The organism is Streptomyces californicus, from assembly GCF_000717645.1.
Lineage (GTDB): Bacteria > Actinomycetota > Actinomycetes > Streptomycetales > Streptomycetaceae > Streptomyces > Streptomyces californicus.
In genome coordinates, this window is sequence record NZ_JNZZ01000008.1 from 394,824 (window position 1) to 410,089 (window position 15,266).

Below are 15,266 nucleotides of genomic sequence, written 5' to 3' on the forward strand. Positions count from 1 at the left end.
ACGCCCCGCCGCTCCCCGCGGCCACCGCCTCACGCCCCCGGCGCGCCGGGCGAGCACACCACCTCCGGGCCGCGGCCCACCGCCTCACGCCGCCGGGTGCTCACGCCTCCGCGCTCATCGCCCCCGCGCCGGGGCCCACCGCCTCACGTCCCCGTCGCGCCGGGAGGGCACACCACCCCCCCGCCGCGGCCCATCGCCTCACGCCGCCCGGCGCGCCGCGTACTCCGCGATCTCCCGCATCGGCGGCCTCTCCTCGGTGTCGACCGCGTGCGTGCGGGGAACGAAGCCGTCCTCGCCGCGCTCGAACTGGGTCAGCGCCGGCCGCACCAGATGGCCCCGGGAGAGCCTGAGCTGCGCCGTCCGGTAGATCGCCGCCGCCATCCGGCCCAGCGCCTGCCCGTCCTGGTGCCGGTGGACGCGTACGCCCACGTCGACCTGGCCCAGCGCGTCCAGGCCCACCGTGTGCAGCGCGTCCACCAGCAGCCCCAGCTCCACTCCGTAACCGACCGGGAACGGCAGCCGCTCCAGCAGGGAGCGCCGCACCGCGTACTCGCCGCCCAGCGGCTGTACGAACCCGGCCAGCTGCGGCCAGTGCAGATTGAGCAGCGGGCGTGCCACCAGTTCAGTGACGCGGCCGCCCTGACCTGCGGCGTCGCCGAGCGGGCGGTCGTACATCGCCTTGACGAACTGGACGGCGGGGTCGGTCAGCAGCGGGCCGACCGTCCCCGAGACGAAGTCCGCCGAGAAGTCCCTGAGGTCCGCGTCCACGAAGCAGACGATCTCGCCGCTGGTCACCAGCAGTGACCGCCACAGCACCTCGCCCTTCCCGGGCAGCGCCGGGATCCGGGGCAGGATCGCGTCCCGGTGGACCACCCGCGCGCCCGCCGCCCGCGCCGCGGCCGCGGTGGCGTCGGTGGAGCCGGAGTCGATCACCACGAGCTCGTCGACGAGCCGGACCCGCTCCATCAGCTCCCGGCGGATCGTCGCCACGATCGCCCCGACCGTGGCCTCCTCGTTCAGCGCGGGCAGCACCACGCTCACGGTCGTACGGCCCGGGTCGGCGGCCCGGGCCTCGGTGAGCCGGTTCAGCGGGCGGTCGGCGGACGACCAGGAACGCCCGGTCAGCCAGCGTTCCACCTCTTCGAGCACGGTCGGCACTCCTCGTATGTGATCCATCTCGCGGTTCGGACGTCTATCTCAACGGTCCGGTGCTTCGGTTACAGTCTTGAACAACGCGTATCGCCGTCGCATGTCGGGGTCGGAGCGCGGATAAACGCCTGGATCGAAGATCCAGCGCCATAGAGCTCATCCAGAGGGACTGAGGGAACGGCCCGTTGAAGTCCCGGCAACCCTCCTGCCGACCGCGAGGTCACGGTGGGGAAGGTGCCAATTCCGTCTTGCGGCGAAATGCGTCGCGAGGAAGATGAGGAGAAAGGGACCTCCGCCATCATGGCTGTTCAGACTGTTGCAGGTACCGCGGACACCACCGCTTCCGCCGCCCCGAACGTCGATCTCGGCCCCGCCGCGGCGCTCTCCTGCCGCGAGTGCGGCGAGCGTTTCGAGCTCGGCCCCCTCTTCGCCTGCGCCTCCTGTTTCGGACCGCTGGAAGTGGCGTACGAGCTGCCCACCGGCGCCCCCGAGGAGCTGCGGAAGCGCATCGAGGCCGGACCGGACAACATCTGGCGCTACGCCCCGCTGCTGCCCGTCCCCGCCGACGTGGCCGAGAAGCCCAACCTCAACCCCGGCTTCAGCAAGCTCGTCAAGGCCGACAACCTCGCCCGCGAGCTGGGCGTCACCGGCGGCCTGTACGTGAAGGACGACTCCGGCAACCCGACGCACTCCTTCAAGGACCGCGTCGTCGCGATCGCCGTCGAGGCCGCCCGCGCCTTCGGCTTCACCACCCTCTCCTGCTCCTCCACGGGCAACCTGGCCGGCGCCGTCGGCGCGGCCGCCGCCCGCGCCGGACTGCGCTCCTGCGTGTTCATCCCGCACGACCTGGAGCAGGGCAAGGTCGTCATGGCCGCGGTGTACGGCGGTGAACTGGTCGGCATCGAGGGCAACTACGACGACGTCAACCGCTTCTGCTCCGAGCTCATCGGCGACCCGCTCGGCGAGGGCTGGGGCTTCGTCAACGTCAACCTCCGCCCGTACTACGGCGAGGGCTCCAAGACGCTGGCGTACGAGATCTGCGAGCAGCTCGGCTGGCGGCTGCCCGACCAGATCGTCATCCCGATCGCGTCCGGCTCCCAGCTCACCAAGATCGACAAGGGGTTCCAGGAGCTGATCAAGCTCGGCCTCGTCGAGGACCGGCCGTACAAGATCTTCGGCGCGCAGGCCGAGGGCTGCTCCCCGGTCTCCGCCGCCTTCAAGGCCGGCCACGACGTCGTACGCCCCCAGAAGCCGAACACGATCGCCAAGTCGCTGGCCATCGGCAACCCGGCGGACGGCCCGTACGTCCTGGACATCGCCCGGCGCACCGGCGGCGCGGTGGAGGACGTCACCGACGAGCAGGTCGTCGACGCGATCAAGCTGCTCGCCCGCACCGAGGGCATCTTCGGCGAGACGGCGGGCGGGGTGACCGTCGGCGTGACGAAGAAGCTGGTCGAGGCCGGCGTGATCGACCCGACGCTCACCACCGTCGTCCTGAACACCGGCGACGGCCTCAAGACGCTCGACGCGGTCTCCGCCACCTCGCAGGCCACGGCGACCATCAAGCCGAGCCTGGACGCGTTCCGCGCCGCGGGCCTCGCCTCCGCCTGACCACCCCGACCGCAGCAGCCAGAAAGGCGACCGTCATGAGCGTCAAGGTCCGCATCCCCACCATCCTCCGCACCTACACGGGCGGCCAGGCCGAGGTCACGGCGGAGGGCGCGAAGCTCTCCGAGGTCATCGAGTCCCTGGAGAAGGACCACCCGGGCATCGCGGCCCGTGTCCTGGACGACCAGGGCAAGCTGCGCCGCTTCGTCAACGTGTACGTCAACGACGACGACGTGCGCTTCGAGGGCGGCCTCGACGCGGCCACCCCGGACGGCGCGGGCGTCTCGATCATCCCCGCGGTCGCCGGCGGCTGCTGAGCCGCGCGGGGCCGGTCCGCCCGGGGGCCGGGTCGTAGGGACGGGCCCCCCGGGCCGGACGGATTGAACGCACGGCCCCCGGGCTGGACGGGACGGGCGGGCCGGATCGTACGGCCCCGTCCGTGCTGATCCCGTCGGAACAGCCGCATCGGCCCCTTCCGATCTGATCCTTTCGGGTCTGCTCCCTTTCGGGGCCATTGAGCCCCGTGTGGCCGCAGTGCCTTCGTGTGACACCGGTTGCCCCTTCCGCTCCATAAGCGGAGGGGGCAATTCTGCATGGTTGAGCGCGGTACAGTTGGGGAAGCCCCGTCCGCTGCTCGTGCCGCCCGCATATGAGAATGCGCCCGGCCCCGATAAGAAGCAGCCAAAGTACGTGAACCTCTTGCGGCATAAGTGCGCTTTGCCCGGCCCGACTTGCCCGTAAATCTCGGAAACCCGCATATTCGCGTGTTCCGGCGCGCCCATATTTCTCGTCCGATTGACCTGTTGCAGAGGGCAGTTGGACGGATACATTCGGCCGCGGTCGACGCGCTGCGGCGCCGCGCACCCTCTCCTGTCGGAGGGTGGGTCGCGACCCGGGCCCGCGAAGTGCGGTCCCGTGCAAGTGCCAGTAATAGGGGAGTTGGCATGGCTCAGGGCACCGTCAAGTGGTTCAACGCGGAGAAGGGGTACGGCTTCATCGCGGTCGACGGTGGTGCGGATGTTTTCGTCCACTACAGCGCGATCCAGATGGACGGGTACCGCACCCTCGAAGAGGGTCAGCGAGTTGAATTCGAGATCTCGCAGGGCCAGAAGGGGCCCCAGGCCGACATGGTCAAGCTCGCCGTCGGCTGAGCTCGGCACGGTCGTACGACGACACCGCGCACGCACGTAGGGCCCGACCCCTGGAATGCTCCAGCAGGGATCGGGCCCTCCGCGCGTCCCGGGGCGTCCAGAGGCCTCAGCGCGTCCCGGGGCGTCCAGGGCCCTCCGCGTGTCCCGGGACGGAGCCTCGGGGGCGCGCGGTTGACGGTCTCCCGGTGGCCTCGGGGCGCACGCCCGGCGGTCTCCCTGCGGCACCGGGGCAGCGTGGTCGGCAGCGGCCCCGCGCCGCCCCACCCGTAACCGCGCCCGCGCCGCCCCTGTACGTGACCAGCGACGCCCGTGCGCGGTCACCTGCACCACGCCCCTGGACGTGACCTGCGACGCCTCCGTACGCGGGCCTGCGACGCCCTCGTCCCGGACCGCCCGGCGGGCCCCGACCACATGGCGGGCTCTCGCCGAAGGCGCTTGCACTCTCGGGGGTCGAGTGCTAATCATTGGCGTTAGCACTCTCCAGGTGAGAGTGACAGAACTTGGACCGGGCCGGTGAGGCCCGCAGGCGCGGTGGGGCAAGGAACCACCGAGTCGCAGGCCGTCCGTCGCGGGCGCCTCTCGGTCCGGAGCAATCCACCCCTGTCCGGGAGGACCACTTCACATGGCCAAGATCATCGCGTTCGACGAGGAGGCACGGCGCGGTCTCGAGCGCGGGATGAACCAGCTCGCCGACGCCGTCAAGGTCACCCTCGGCCCCAAGGGCCGTAACGTCGTCCTCGAGAAGAAGTGGGGCGCGCCCACGATCACCAACGATGGTGTTTCCATCGCCAAGGAGATCGAGCTCGAGGACCCGTACGAGAAGATCGGTGCGGAGCTGGTCAAGGAGGTCGCCAAGAAGACGGACGACGTCGCCGGCGACGGTACGACCACCGCCACCGTTCTCGCCCAGGCTCTCGTCCGCGAGGGTCTGCGCAACGTCGCCGCGGGCGCCAACCCGATGGCCCTCAAGCGCGGTATCGAGAAGGCCGTCGAGGCTGTCTCCGCCGCTCTGCTGGAGCAGGCCAAGGACGTGGAGACCAAGGAGCAGATCGCCTCCACCGCCTCCATCTCCGCCGCCGACACCGAGATCGGCGCCAAGATCGCCGAGGCGATGGACAAGGTCGGCAAGGAAGGCGTCATCACCGTCGAGGAGTCCCAGACCTTCGGTCTGGAGCTGGAGCTCACCGAGGGTATGCGCTTCGACAAGGGCTACATCTCGGCGTACTTCGCCACCGACATGGAGCGTATGGAGGCGTCGCTCGACGACCCGTACATCCTGATCGTCAACTCGAAGATCGGCAGCGTCAAGGACCTGATCCCGCTGCTGGAGAAGGTCATGCAGTCGGGCAAGCCCCTGCTGATCATCGCCGAGGACGTCGAGGGCGAGGCGCTCTCCACCCTGGTCGTCAACAAGATCAAGGGCACCTTCAAGTCCGTCGCCGTCAAGGCCCCGGGCTTCGGCGACCGCCGCAAGGCCATGCTCGCGGACATCGCCATCCTCACCGGCGGCACCGTGATCTCCGAGGAGGTCGGTCTCAAGCTGGAGAACGCCGGCCTGGACCTGCTCGGCCGCGCCCGCAAGGTCGTCATCACCAAGGACGAGACGACGATCGTCGACGGCGCCGGTGACAGCGACCAGGTTCAGGGTCGCGTCAACCAGATCCGTGCCGAGATCGAGAACTCCGACTCGGACTACGACCGCGAGAAGCTCCAGGAGCGCCTCGCGAAGCTGGCCGGCGGCGTGGCCGTCATCAAGGCCGGCGCCGCCACCGAGGTGGAGCTCAAGGAGCGCAAGCACCGCATCGAGGACGCGGTGCGCAACGCCAAGGCCGCCGTCGAGGAGGGCATCGTCGCCGGTGGTGGCGTGGCTCTGCTCCAGGCTTCGGCCGTCTTCGAGAAGCTCGACCTCACGGGCGACGAGGCGACCGGCGCCAACGCCGTGAAGCTCGCGCTGGAGGCCCCGCTCAAGCAGATCGCCGTCAACGGTGGTCTCGAGGGTGGCGTCGTCGTGGAGAAGGTCCGCAACCTGGCGGTCGGCCACGGCCTCAACGCCGCGACCGGCGAGTACGTCGACATGATCGCCGAGGGCATCCTGGACCCGGCGAAGGTCACGCGTTCCGCCCTGCAGAACGCCGCGTCCATCGCCGCGCTGTTCCTCACCACCGAGGCCGTCATCGCCGACAAGCCCGAGAAGGCCGGCGCGGCCGCCCCGGGTGGCATGCCGGGCGGTGACATGGACTTCTGATCGGCCTGCCGATCGCGAAGCTCCGCGTACGTCCCTCAGGGGCGGCATCTCCTTCACGGAGGTGTCGCCCCTGAGGCGTTGGCGGGCACGACTCCGGTGCCCGGTGCGGCTCGCGGGCGGGGGTGGGGCCGCGCCCGCGGAGGCGGTCGAACGGGTCCGGCCGCGGGTACAGGACCAGGGGCAGGTCCGGATGGACGGATACGGGGGCGGCGAGGCATGGACACGGGTGCGGGCGGAACGGGCGGGGCGGGCCGTACGAACGGCGATCCCGTGGGCGGCGAGGGGCGTACGAGAGGCGGCGCGAGGCCGGCGGGCCGGGGCGGTGGCGCGGGCGGGCGGCGGCTCGCGGGGCTCTCGCTCCTCCTCGGCGGAGGCGCGCTCGTCGTCCTGGGGCTGATGGTCGTGGTGACCGGTACGGGGCTCTCCGGCGCCCTCGGGATGCGGGTCGAGACCTTCGGGCGGATCGACTGCCGCGACACCCGCACGCAGAAGGGGCAGACCGTCCGGCACTGCTTCGGTGAGAGCCCGGCCCAGCAGCGGGCGAACAGGGCCGAGCTCAAGCAGGTGGACCTGGAGATGCTGCGCGCCCATCTGGACGGCGTGCCCCGGGCCCCGGAGCTCCAACGGACCCGGATCCTCTTTACGGACCACGACGGGCGGACGGACCCGGACACCGTCACCGCGACCCAGGTGTTCGACGGCGGGCGGTGGTACGCCCACTCCTCGACGCTCGTCGGCTACGGCATGATGCCGCTGCTGCTGGGCGGCGGCACGGCGGCCTGGGGCGGCTACCGGCTGCGTGGGCGGCGAGAAGGCGCGGGTGCGGGGTAGTCGGGCGGTGGCCGGGAGCGGTCCGCGTGGCCGAATGGTGTCTTGCAGCGGTCTTCCCGGTGCGGCAGCACGCGTATCGGCGGTTTCGCCGAAGACGCTGGCGCCACCGTGGCCGCTGAGGTAGTGCGCCTCCGGGACGGCGGCGGGCCCACGGGGGCTGGTTCGGCGGATATGCGCGCGGCACCTCCCTCTCCTGGCAGCTCACCGCCCGGTTCGATCATCCTGGCCCGTTATTGGTCCAGTCCACTTGAGTGCTGGGCGTCCTCGGTGTGCGACTGCACATGCCGACCGGTCGGTTGCGCGCGTCGTCCCGGAGTCTCGCCCTCCGCTCTTCGTCGCTCATGCGATCCGGCCAACTTCATACGGTGAGCCGGAATCGCGCGTACCGGTGCTGCTGAGGGACATGATGGCTCTGGTGTTCACGTGGTGAACACCTGTCGCATGAATAACGTCAGTTATGCAGAGGCAAGTTGCGCATAACGGTCTCCAACCGCTCAGAAGGGAAGGTGTCATGAAGCAGCAGAAGAAGGCTTACGTGAAGCCGTCGCTGTTCAAGCAGGGCGACTTTTCGAAGAAGACGGCCGGTTACTTCTACGGCTCGTACAAGGAGTACTGGGTCCGCCGCATCATCTGATCCGGCCCCCGGATTCCTGTGCGACGTCTGAGAACTTCCGGAAGGTGAACATGCCCGGCCATCTGCGTGACTACTTCGTCGTTCTGCCGGACAGCGCGGCGGGTGCGGCGGTGGCCGGGCGGCTTCCCGTGCGGGAGTCGACCGGGCGGTCCGCCGCCCAGGAGTCGACCGGGCCGGCCGCGGCGGGGGGCGACGGGCTGACCGTCCTCCATCCGTCCGGCCGGCCCTGGGTCGTCGCCCGCACGGCCTTCCGCGAGGTGAGCCACCTCCGCCGGGGCGACGACGCCCTCGTCCTCATCGGCCCCGACCGGGTCCCCGAGTCCGTGCTCGCCGGCCTGCTGGAGGGCGCCCGCGACCGCGCCGGTCTGGAGCGCCGCCTCGCCCGGCGGCCCGGCCTCCACCACGTCATCGCCCGGCTCTCCGGGCAGACCTGGATCAGAGGCACCGCCTCCGGCCTGCGCCGGATCTACCACGCCCGGCATCCGGAGGCCGGAACCATCGCCTCCGACCGCCCCGCCGTCCTCGCGCGGCTGATCGACGCGCCCCTGGACGACGGCGCGCTCGCCCTGCGCATGCTCGACTTCCTGCCGCACCCCCTGAGCCGCCGCGTCGTGTGGCGCGGGGTGCACGAGACCGGCGCCGGGTACGGCCTGGCCCTGCCCGTCGCAGCACCGGGTACGGCCGCCGTCCCCGGCCCCGCGGAGTACCGCTGGTGGGAACCGCCGGCCCCTGAACTCCCGCTGGCCGAAGGGGCGCGGGCGCTCGGCGAGGCCATCGCCGCCTCCGTACGCGCCCATGTCGGCGGCCACGACCGGATCAGCTGCGAACTGTCCGGGGGCCTGGACTCCACGGCCCTCACCTTCGCCGCCCGCGCGACCGGCCCGCGACGGCTCTCGCTGCTCACCGTGGCCGCCCGCGACCGCTACAGCGAGGACGAGACCTGGGCGCGCCGGGCGGTGGAGCTGGCCGGGCAGGACGATCACCCCAAGCAGAGCGCCCAGAACCGCCACGCCGACGAGCCCACCGCAGCCGGCCGGTCCACCGCAACCGGTGGTCGGCCTGCCGCAACCGACCGGTCAGCGGACCCAGGCCGGCCCGCGGACCCAGGCCGGCCGGCGGGCCCCGAGCGGGACGCGGATCCCGACCTGGAGCACCGCGTCATCCCGGCGGACGACGCTCCGTACTTCTACGCCGATCTGGCCTCCTGCGCCGCCGAGTTGAACGACGAGCCGCTGCCGGTCGCCCCCGGCCGGGCCCGCGCCGAACTCCTCCTCGGCCGCGCCCGTGCCACCGGCTCGCGCTACCACCTCACCGGCTACGGCGGCGACGAGCTCTTCCTCGGGCTGCCCCACGCCTACCAGGACCTCTTCCACGGGAACCCGTTCACCGCCTGGAACCACCTCGGCGGCCTGCGTCACCAGCTCGGCTGGCCGCTCCTGCCCACGGTGAAGGCCCTGCTGAACCGTTCCTCCTTCCCGCGCTGGCTCGCGGGGGCCGTCACCGCCGAAGCCCAGCCGGTGGCCAGGACCCCGCTCCTCTCCTGGGGCGTACGGCAGTCCCTGCGCCCCTGGTTCACCGAACTCGCCAACTCTCTGATCGTTGAGGAGTTCCGGGCCGCCGAACACGCCGAGCCGATCGACCCGTGGCGCGGGCGGCACGTCGACATCGACGCCGTACGGATGGGAGCCCGGCACTTCCAGGCGATGGAGGACATCGGCACGACGATCGGACTGCCGGTCGCCGCGCCCTTCTACGACGACCGGGTCCTGGAGGCGACCCTCGCCGTACGCCTCCCGGACCGGATCAGCCCCTGGCGCTACAAGCCGCTGCTGGTCGAAGCGATGCGCGGGGTGGTCCCGGACGCGCTGCTGGCCCGTACGACGAAGGACCACATGTCCTCCGACGAACACCAGGGGCTGCGCGAACACGGCCCGGAACTGGCCGGGTTGTGGACCGGATCCCGACTCGCCGAACGCGGCCTGGTCGACGACCGCCAGCTCCTCCGGCTCGCCGCCGAACCCTTCTCGCCCGTCCTGGTCGAGCACTCCATCAGCTCCACCGTGGCCGGGGAGACCTGGCTCCGCACGGCCGAGAACGCCTGGCCGACGGCTCCGTCCCGATCCGACCGCACCTCACCTCTCACCCGTACCAGCGAGGCAATCCTGTGAAGCTCAGAAAAGGCATCGCCGTCACGACCACCGAGTACGGCGGCGTGCTCCTCGACGAGAACGACGGCAGCTACTGGCAGTTGAACGACACCAGCGTCATCGTCGTCGACACGCTCGCCGCCGGGCACACGCCCGAGATCGCCGTCGAGCGGATCGTCGCGGCGTTCGACGTCGAGCGCGCCGAGGCGGAGTCCGATGTGGCGGAGCTGACCCGCCAGCTCGTCGAGGCGAAGATCCTGCACGCATGACCACCGAGATGACGATGCCGCGCCGGGGCGCGGGCGCGGGCGGGATACGGCTGCGTACGGCCATCGCCGCCGCGTTCGTGCTGGCCCGCCTCAAGCCGGGACGGCTGCGCCGGGTCCTGGACCGGTGCGCGCGGGGCGCGCGCCCGGCCTCGTACGCGGAGACCCTGGAGGTTTTCGAGGCGGTGGTCTCCACCAGCAGGCGCTGCGCGGGCCGTTACGGCTGCCTGCCGCGCTCGGTCGCCATCGCCCTGGCCTGCCGGATGTCCGGTGTCTGGCCCGACTGGTGCGCGGGGGTGCGGGCGGCGCCGCCGTTCGCCCCGCATGCTTGGGTACAGGCAGGGGGCCGTACGGTCGGGGAGCAGGCGGAACCGGCGGATCTGCGTCCCTTGATGACAGTGACGGCAGACGGAGGGGATCCGGGTGGGCACGGCGACGGGGACGACGGCGGACGCGGAGCGGAACGGGCCGCCTGAGGGCGGTGGACCGGGCGGGCCCGCCGGTGGGGCGGGCGGTTCCGCGCCCCCGGACCCGCCCGAGCGCCCCGCCCCCTCCGCGCCTCCCGGCCCGTCCGGGGCCGCCAGAACGTCCGGGGCCGCCGACGCCAACAGCGCGCCCGGCCCGTCCGAGGCTTCCGGCTCCTCCGGCGACCCCGGCATCTCCGAGGCCCCCGGCCCGTCCGAGGTTTCCGGCTCCTCCGAGGCCCCCGGCCCGTCGCCCCTGCGCCTGCTCCTCTCGCGGGTCCGGCCGCACCAGGGTGTCCTGCTCCGCGCGGGGCTGCTCTCGCTCGCGGGCTCCGGGGCGGGACTGGCGATGCCGTTGACCGCGAAGTACGCGGTGGACGCGTTCGCGGCGGACCGCTCGCCCGCCGGCCCGCTCGTCGCGCTGACCGCGCTGGTGCTGGTCGGCGCCTGTCTCTCCGCGTACGGGCGCTACCTCATGTCCCGTACGGGCGAAGGCGTTGTCCTCCGGGCGCGTGACCAACTCGTCGCCCGCATCATGCGGTTGAAGGTGCCGGCGGTGGACCGGCTGACCCCGGGCGATCTCCAGTCCCGCGTCACCAGCGACACGACCCTGCTCCGTACGGTCCTCTCCAGCGGACTGGTCGAGTCGTTCAACAGCGTGCTGATGCTGCTCGGCACGATCGGCTTCATGGCGTACATGGACCTGACGCTGCTCGGCGTGACGCTGGTGGTGATCGTCGGCATCGGGGCGGTGACGTCCCTGCTGATGCCGCGCATCCAGCGGGCCCAGCTCCGCGCCCAGGAGTCCGTGGGCGCGATGGGCGCGGCCCTCGACCGGGTGCTCCAGGCGTTCCGCACGGTGAAGGCGAGCGGGGCGGAGGAGCGGGAGACGGCGGCCGTGGCGGCGGCGGCCCGGCACGCGCACGACCGGGGCGTCACCGTCGCGAAGTGGGCCTCGGTCACGGACGTCACGATGATGATGTCGATCCAGCTCGCGTTCCTGGCGGTGCTGGGGGTGGGCGGTGCGCGGGTGGCCTCCGGTTCGCTGGAGATCTCCGCGCTGATCGCGTTCCTGCTGTACCTCTTCTACCTGATGGGCCCGATCGGCGGCCTGGTCGAGGGCTGGACGGGACTGCAGAGCGGGCTGGCCGCGGTGCGCAGGATCGACGAGGTGGAGTCGCTGCCCGGCGAACCGGAGCCGGAGACCGCACCCGTGCCCGTACCCGTACGGGATCGGGATACCGCGCGCCCGCTCGGCGTCGCCTTCCAGGACGTGGTCTTCGGGTACGGGGACGAGCGCGCCCCCGCCCACCAGGGCGTGACGTTCGACGTGCCGGCCGGCGGGATGGTGGCGCTGGTGGGCCCGTCGGGGGCGGGCAAATCAACGGTGTTCAGCCTGCTGGAACGGTTCTACGACCACGACGGCGGCACGATCTCCGTGGCCGACCGGAACATCCGGGACTGGCCGCTGGCCGAACTGCGGGGCGCGCTGGCGTACGTGGAGCAGGACGCTCCGGTCCTTGCCGGGACGCTGCGGGAGAACCTCCTCTTCGCCGCCCCGGAGGCCGACGAGGAGGCGCTGGCGTCGGCGGTCGCCCGTACCCGGCTGGACGCCCTGGTCGCGCGGCTGCCCGAGGGGCTGGACACGGCGGTCGGCCATCGGGGCGTCACCCTCTCCGGCGGCGAACGCCAGCGCATCGCCATCGCCCGTGCCCTGCTGCGCCGCCCCCGCCTGCTGCTCCTCGATGAGGTGACCTCGCAACTGGACGCGGTCAACGAACAGGCGCTGCGTGACGTGATCCTCGAACTGGCCGAGCAGACCACGGTGTTGGTCATCGCGCACCGCCTCTCCACCGTGCGGCACGCCGACCGCATCGTGGTCCTGGAGGAGGGCCGGGTCCGCCGGGCGGGCACGCACGAGGAGTTGCTCGCGGAGGATGACCTGTACCGCGAACTGGCGACGACGCAACTGGCGGCGGACGCGCGGTGAGCGGCGCCGGGCGGGGGCCCGGTCGAGAGGGAGGGCGGGGCGTGGACGCGGAGCTGTCGGCCCGGTTCGTGCCGACGCGCGGCTCGACGAGGACCTTCCCGGGCGGCTCGCCCTCGCCCGGGAGCTGCTGCGCCAGGACAGCGCCGCCCACCACGAGAGCGGGCTGCGGATCGCGGCGGCCCTGATGTCCCGGTGGCGCTCCGCCGTACCGGAACTCCTGTCGGACGTGGCGGAGTTCGTGGACGACCCGGACGAGTCGAACCGGTCCTTCGCGCTCCGGGTCCTCGCCATGTGCGGTACCGCCGCCCGCCCCTGGTCCGACCGCGCGGCGGCGCACCTCTCCGAGGACGACGAACCGTACGAGCCCGCGCGCCGGCACGCGGTGTGGATGCTGAGCCGGGCCGGGGACGAACGCTGCGTGGAACCCCTGATCGACGGGCTGTCGTCCGGGCGGGCCACGGGGTTCTCCGCGAGCCCGCCCTACCTCTCCACCTGCGACTGGGAGAAGAGCGACCTCAACTACACGGAAGCGCTGCGCCCGTTCGCCGTGCGGGCGGAAGCGCTCCCCGTCCCTCTGCCGAAGCAGGGCGGCGTCCCGGCCGCAGCCGATCGAGACCGCCGTTCCTCCATCCCGCAGGACGCCACGGAAAGGGCCCGAGTCCGGTGGCGGAAGACCGGCGACCCGAACGAAGTCGTGCACTCCCTGCTGGAGTTGACGGCGAACAGCGCCCGGAAGGCGTACGCGACCCCGGGCGGCGTGAAGCCCCTGCTCCTGCTCGCCGAGATCGCCGCCACACATCCGCCCGTGGCCGACGAGGTGGCGGGCCGGCTCGAGGCCACCGCCCGGGCGCGCGTCGAGGGCGACTGCCGCTTCGAGGCGATGACGCTCCTGCGGGCCCTGTGGGAGCTGACCCGGGATGGCCACCAGGTGGCCCCCGCCCTGGCCGACCTCGTCCGGATCTGCCCACCCGGCGGCGCGCCGCCCACGATCGTGGAAGCCGTGGAACTCCTCGCCGAGGTCGCGGCCGCCGACCCGCCGGCCGCGACGGCCGTCGCCCCGCGGGTCCGGCACCTGCTCGACACCGACGAGCGCCCCGTCCGTCACGACCAGTGGCGCGCCGTCCTCAGCGACGATGCGCTGCTCGCGGCGGTACGCACGGTGGTCGGGGCGGCTCAGGCAGCGGGGGCGTAGCCCGTACGGGGCGGGGGAGGCCGTGCGGTTCAGCAGTGGCCGGGGCGGGCGTACACGGTGATCTGTGCTCGCGTCACCCTGCGCGTGCCGCACTCCTCGAAGCGCGCACGGAGGACGGCTTCCTTGGCGTCCCGGCGCCCGGTGGAGTCGCGTGGTTCTCCGAACACGTCCCGGACGGCGACGACGCGCCGCTGGGCGGTGAGCCGTTCCCGGATCACCGCCGGTGCGAGTTCGGCGCCGAAGAGGGTGCCCGAGGCGGCGGGGGAGTCCGCCAGCGCCACATCGTCGAGCTCCGCGTACCCATCGGGCGTGGCGAGGACCCAGGCGCGACGGGCCGGGAGGAAGACCAGCCCGTCGCCGGGCGCACCCATCTCCCGTACGGCTTCGGCGACGGCGGTCACGTCGTCCGACCGGCTCGCCGGGGTCCGCAGCTCGCGGGAGGCGGGCAGCACGGCGAGGGTGACGAGCGCGGAGGCGACGGCGACGACCGGAACGGGGAGACGCGGTCCGCGGAGGGGGCCGCGAGCGCGGAGGCGAGTGAGGACGTGGCGGAGGGCCCGGTCCAGGGCGGCCCCGGTGAGCAGGGCGAGACCGATGGATCCGTAGAGGACGTACCGGTCCACGTACAGGGGGCGCAGCGGGGAGAGGGCCAGCAGAAGGCCCGCCGGGAGGAGCAGCAGGGGGAGGGCGAGCGCGGGAACGCCCCCTGCCGCCGTTGTGCCGCCGCCGGTCCGGCCGCTCAGGAGGAGGAGCGCGCAGGCCACGCCGACAGCGGAGACGACGGCCTGATCGACGAGGTCGGACAGGGCCGGGGCGGCGATCCAGGACACCTGTCCGGACTGAGTGGCGCTGACGAGTGCGAGCGGGGCCAGTGAGGCGCTCACGACGGACGCGGTCGTGGCCCAGGGGCGGAGCCCGGTCCGGGAGAGGGCCGCGGTGACGCCGTGGGCGACCAGGCCCAGGACGGCGAAGGCGTGCACCAGGCACGCCACCAGCATGACGGCCCCGTATCCCGCCCATCGGAACCGGCGCCCGAACTGCTGCGCTCCGAGCCATGACCGCCGCTCGCCGCGTGCCGCCCGCCGTTTCCGGCTGCCGGCGTCGAGGGCGTCCAGCAGCAGCCACGTGCCCCACGTCATGAGGGCGCAGACGAGAGCGTACGAGCGGCCCTCCTGGGCGTACCGCTGCAGGGAGGGGAGCAGAGCCAGGACGAGCCCCGCGAACAGGCCCGCACGCGGGCCGGCCAGGCGGCGTCCGAGCAGGCCGACCCCGGCCGCCGTCGCGGCGACGGCGAGCACCGAGGGGAGCCGGAGGGCGACCGTGCCGCCCTCCCAGAGAGCGAACACGGCGTGCATGAGGAAGTAGTGCAGACCGTGCACGACGTCGGCCTCCGCCAGCAGCCGCGCGATGTCCGAGGTGCTCCGGTGGGCCACTTCGTAGGTGACGGCCTCGTCGCTCCACAGGGAGTCCTGCCGCCGGATGCCCCAGAACCCCAGGGCGAGCGCGGCCGCGGCGGGCACGAGGGCGGGGGCGAGCGCACGGGCTCGGCGCTCTGGCCGGCCCGCTGCGGCGGACGGTCTCCCGCGCGC

Annotated in this window: 13 protein-coding genes and 1 riboswitch; of the genes, 11 read left to right on the forward strand and 2 right to left on the reverse strand. The window is 72.6% G+C overall.

From position 1 onward, the window contains the following. Nucleotides 1-198: 198 nt before the first annotated feature. Nucleotides 199-1,149 (reverse strand): glucosyl-3-phosphoglycerate synthase, encoded by a 951-nt coding sequence (locus IF19_RS0113690; RefSeq protein WP_030276336.1) that lies wholly within the window; start codon nucleotides 1,147-1,149, stop codon nucleotides 199-201. A gap of 153 nt (nucleotides 1,150-1,302) precedes the next feature. Next, nucleotides 1,303-1,430, forward strand: a riboswitch (SAM riboswitch). A 19-nt stretch (nucleotides 1,431-1,449) separates the two neighbouring features. Between IF19_RS0113690 and thrC the strand changes: the two genes are divergently transcribed. The 11 genes from thrC (at nucleotide 1,450) to IF19_RS1000000138220 (ending at nucleotide 13,677) form a co-directional block, all read left to right on the forward strand. Continuing rightward, nucleotides 1,450-2,760 carry a threonine synthase gene (thrC, locus tag IF19_RS0113695; protein WP_030113312.1) on the forward strand — a complete coding sequence of 437 codons (1,311 nt, stop codon included), beginning with the start codon at nucleotides 1,450-1,452 and terminating at the stop codon, nucleotides 2,758-2,760. 35 nt (nucleotides 2,761-2,795) lie between these two features. Then, nucleotides 2,796-3,074 carry a MoaD/ThiS family protein gene (locus tag IF19_RS0113700; RefSeq protein ID WP_030113311.1) on the forward strand — a complete coding sequence of 93 codons (279 nt, stop codon included), beginning with the start codon at nucleotides 2,796-2,798 and terminating at the stop codon, nucleotides 3,072-3,074. A gap of 627 nt (nucleotides 3,075-3,701) precedes the next feature. Next, nucleotides 3,702-3,908, forward strand: coding sequence for a cold-shock protein (locus tag IF19_RS0113705; protein WP_003967346.1), 207 nt, complete (start codon nucleotides 3,702-3,704; stop codon nucleotides 3,906-3,908). Between the two features lie 622 nt (nucleotides 3,909-4,530). Then, complete coding sequence (gene groL, locus IF19_RS0113710) at nucleotides 4,531-6,153, forward strand: chaperonin GroEL (protein ID WP_030119959.1); 1,623 nt, start codon at nucleotides 4,531-4,533, stop codon at nucleotides 6,151-6,153. Between the two features lie 216 nt (nucleotides 6,154-6,369). Beyond that, nucleotides 6,370-6,984 carry a hypothetical protein gene (locus IF19_RS01000000134710; RefSeq protein ID WP_267882445.1) on the forward strand — a complete coding sequence of 205 codons (615 nt, stop codon included), beginning with the start codon at nucleotides 6,370-6,372 and terminating at the stop codon, nucleotides 6,982-6,984. A 511-nt stretch (nucleotides 6,985-7,495) separates the two neighbouring features. Beyond that, nucleotides 7,496-7,618, forward strand: coding sequence for a keywimysin-related RiPP (locus tag IF19_RS1000000136990; protein WP_018511015.1), 123 nt, complete (start codon nucleotides 7,496-7,498; stop codon nucleotides 7,616-7,618). A 50-nt stretch (nucleotides 7,619-7,668) separates the two neighbouring features. Continuing rightward, the gene (locus tag IF19_RS0113725; RefSeq protein WP_050493786.1) at nucleotides 7,669-9,786 is read left to right on the forward strand and encodes an asparagine synthase-related protein; all 2,118 of its coding nucleotides are present in this window, start codon (nucleotides 7,669-7,671) and stop codon (nucleotides 9,784-9,786) included. Then, a complete protein-coding gene (locus IF19_RS0113730) occupies nucleotides 9,783-10,034 on the forward strand; it encodes a lasso peptide biosynthesis PqqD family chaperone (protein WP_030113304.1) in 252 nt (83 codons plus the stop codon). Before IF19_RS0113725 ends, IF19_RS0113730 begins: the two co-directional genes overlap by 4 nt. Continuing rightward, nucleotides 10,031-10,507, forward strand: coding sequence for a lasso peptide biosynthesis B2 protein (locus tag IF19_RS0113735; protein WP_030113303.1), 477 nt, complete (start codon nucleotides 10,031-10,033; stop codon nucleotides 10,505-10,507). The genes IF19_RS0113730 and IF19_RS0113735 overlap by 4 nt, the downstream gene beginning before the upstream one ends. A gap of 181 nt (nucleotides 10,508-10,688) precedes the next feature. Then, nucleotides 10,689-12,485, forward strand: coding sequence for an ABC transporter ATP-binding protein (locus IF19_RS0113740; protein WP_050493794.1), 1,797 nt, complete (start codon nucleotides 10,689-10,691; stop codon nucleotides 12,483-12,485). Next, complete coding sequence (locus tag IF19_RS1000000138220) at nucleotides 12,433-13,677, forward strand: hypothetical protein (protein WP_030113301.1); 1,245 nt, start codon at nucleotides 12,433-12,435, stop codon at nucleotides 13,675-13,677. Before IF19_RS0113740 ends, IF19_RS1000000138220 begins: the two co-directional genes overlap by 53 nt. Nucleotides 13,678-13,706: 29 nt before the next feature. On the opposite strand, the gene IF19_RS0113750 is transcribed toward IF19_RS1000000138220, so the two are convergent. Next, nucleotides 13,707-15,197: a glycosyltransferase family 39 protein gene (locus tag IF19_RS0113750; protein WP_050493785.1), complete on the reverse strand. Its 1,491-nt coding sequence runs from the start codon at nucleotides 15,195-15,197 to the stop codon at nucleotides 13,707-13,709. Nucleotides 15,198-15,266 lie beyond the last annotated feature (69 nt).

Bases quoted from the DNA above. Each gene is read 5' to 3' on its own strand.
- IF19_RS1000000136990 (WP_018511015.1), top strand. From the start codon at position 7,496: ATGAAGCAGCAGAAGAAGGCTTACGTGAAGCCGTCGCTGTTCAAGCAG.
- IF19_RS0113700 (WP_030113311.1), top strand. From the start codon at position 2,796: ATGAGCGTCAAGGTCCGCATCCCCACCATCCTCCGCACCTACACGGGC.
- IF19_RS0113735 (WP_030113303.1), top strand. From the start codon at position 10,031: ATGACCACCGAGATGACGATGCCGCGCCGGGGCGCGGGCGCGGGCGGG.
- IF19_RS1000000138220 (WP_030113301.1), top strand. From the start codon at position 12,433: ATGACCTGTACCGCGAACTGGCGACGACGCAACTGGCGGCGGACGCGC.
- IF19_RS0113725 (WP_050493786.1), top strand. From the start codon at position 7,669: ATGCCCGGCCATCTGCGTGACTACTTCGTCGTTCTGCCGGACAGCGCG.
- thrC (WP_030113312.1), top strand. From the start codon at position 1,450: ATGGCTGTTCAGACTGTTGCAGGTACCGCGGACACCACCGCTTCCGCC.
- groL (WP_030119959.1), top strand. From the start codon at position 4,531: ATGGCCAAGATCATCGCGTTCGACGAGGAGGCACGGCGCGGTCTCGAG.
- IF19_RS01000000134710 (WP_267882445.1), top strand. From the start codon at position 6,370: ATGGACACGGGTGCGGGCGGAACGGGCGGGGCGGGCCGTACGAACGGC.
- IF19_RS0113705 (WP_003967346.1), top strand. From the start codon at position 3,702: ATGGCTCAGGGCACCGTCAAGTGGTTCAACGCGGAGAAGGGGTACGGC.